The organism is Duganella violaceipulchra, assembly GCF_019166075.1.
GTDB classification, from domain to species: Bacteria; Pseudomonadota; Gammaproteobacteria; order Burkholderiales; family Burkholderiaceae_D; genus Rugamonas; species Rugamonas violaceipulchra.
Window position 1 is genome coordinate 1 of the sequence record NZ_JAHTGR010000066.1, and the last position, 2,163, is coordinate 2,163.

The 2,163-nt window shown below is 66.6% G+C and carries 1 protein-coding gene; it reads left to right on the plus strand.

The window, feature by feature from the left end:
* Positions 1-2,163, plus strand: a 2,163-nt coding sequence (locus tag KVP70_RS32965) for a condensation domain-containing protein (RefSeq protein WP_217946658.1), incomplete at both ends; no start/stop codon positions are given.

Below are 2,163 nucleotides of genomic sequence, written 5' to 3' on the forward strand. Positions count from 1 at the left end.
TGCGCGCCGAATTGGCGCGCACGCTGTCGGAGTTCATGCTGCCTGGCGCATACGTGGTGCTGGACGCTTTCCCGCTGACGCCGAACGGCAAGCTCGATCGCAAGGCGCTGCCGGCGCCGGACGGCGACGCCTACGCCGCGCGCGGCTACGAGGCGCCGCAGGGCCAGGTCGAGGAGACGCTGGCGGCGATCTGGGCCGATCTGCTGAAATTGGAGCAGGTCGGCCGTCACGACAACTTCTTCGAACTGGGTGGCCACTCGCTGCTGGCGGTGGCGCTGATCGAGCGCATGCGCCGGGCCGGCGTGCAGACCGACGTGCGCAGCTTGTTCGGCACGCCGACCATCGCGGCGCTGGCCGCCGGCGGCGGCTCGGGCGACGTGGTGGTGCCGGCCAACGGCATCGTCGACGGCTGCGCGGCGATCACGCCGGACATGCTGCCGTTGGTGCAACTGAGCCAGCAGCAGATCGACGGCATCGTCGCTGCGGTGCCGGGCGGCGCCGCCAACATCGAGGACATCTATCCATTGGCGCCCTTGCAGGAGGGGATACTGTTCCATCACATCATGCAGCGTGAAGGGGACGCTTATCTGCTGCCTGTATTGATCGAGTTCGATACACGCTTGCGTGTCGATGGTTTCCTGGCGACGTTGCAAATGGTGATCGATCGCCACGACATCCTGCGCACCGCGGTGCTCTGGGACGATCTGGACGAGCCGGTGCAGGTGGTACTGCGCCGCGCGCCGATGGTGGTCGAAGCAGTGTCAATGAACCCGCTGGACGGCGACATTGCGGCACAGCTAGGTGATCGCTACGATTCCCGCCACCACCGGATTGACGTGCGCCAGGCGCCGCTGATGCGTGGCTTCCTGTGCGAGGACCAGGGCAATGCGCGTTGGCTGCTGCAGCTGACGGCGCATCACCTGGCGATCGATCACACCACGATGGAGATCCTGGTCGAGGAAATTCGCGTCATCCAGCAAGGAATGGGCGCGGGGCTGCCGCAGCCGCTGCCGTTCCGGAACTTCGTCGCCCAGGCCCGTCTTGGCGTGAGCGCGCAAGAACACGAGACGTTCTTTAGCAAGATGCTAAACGATATCGACGAGCCGACCGCGCCATATGGCCTGATGGACGTGCAGGGCGATGGCGCACGTATCGTCGAGAGCCGGCGCATGGTGGATGCCGAACTTGCGTATCGCCTGCGCCGCCAGGCGAGCAGCCTTGGTGTGAGCGCGGCCAGTCTGATACATCTGGCATGGGCGCGGGTGCTCTCGACACTGACCGGCCGCCAGGACGTGGTGTTCGGCACGGTGCTGTTCGGGCGCATGCAGGGCGGGGCGGGCTCGGATCGGGTGTTGGGGATGTTCATTAATACCTTGCCGGTGCGTATAAGCGTCGATGACCAGAGCGCGCTGGACGGCGTGCGCGGTACCCATGTGCTGTTGACGCAATTGCTGCGGCACGAGCACGCGCCGCTGGCACTGGCGCAGCGGTGCAGCGCCGTGGCTGCACCGTTGCCGCTGTTCTCGTCGCTGTTGAACTTCCGTCATACCGCCGTCGCCCATGCCAATCCGGAGGAACAAGTCGGCGCGGGATGGGAGGGGGTGGAGTTCGTCAGCGCGGAGGAACGTACCAACTATCCGGTGACGATGGCGGTCGACGATACCGGCGAAGGCTTCCAGCTGACCGCCCAGGTCAGTGCGGAAGTGGAACCGGAGCGTGTTTGCGCCTACATGCATGCCGCACTGGAACAACTGGTCGGCGCGCTGGCGGAGGCGCCGCAGACGACGCTGCGCAGCCTGAGCGCCTTGCCTGCAATGGAGCGCAAGCAAGTGCTGATCGATTGGAATGTCAACGCCAACACCAACGCCGAGGCGCTTGCCCCGGCGGCAGAGCGTTGCGTGCACCAGCTGTTCGAGGAACAGGCCGCGCGCGATCCGTCGGCGGTGGCGCTGGTCCATAAGGACCGCACGGTAAGCTACGGCGAGTTGAACGCGCAGGCCAACCGGCTGGCGCACCACCTGCGCGGCCTGGGCGTCGGTCCGGACACGCGGGTGGCGATCTGCGTCGAGCGCGGCGTCGGGATGATGGTGGCGGTGCTGGCCACGCTCAAGGCCGGCGGCGGCTACGTGCCGCTCGATCCGGCCTATCCGCAGGACCGCCTGG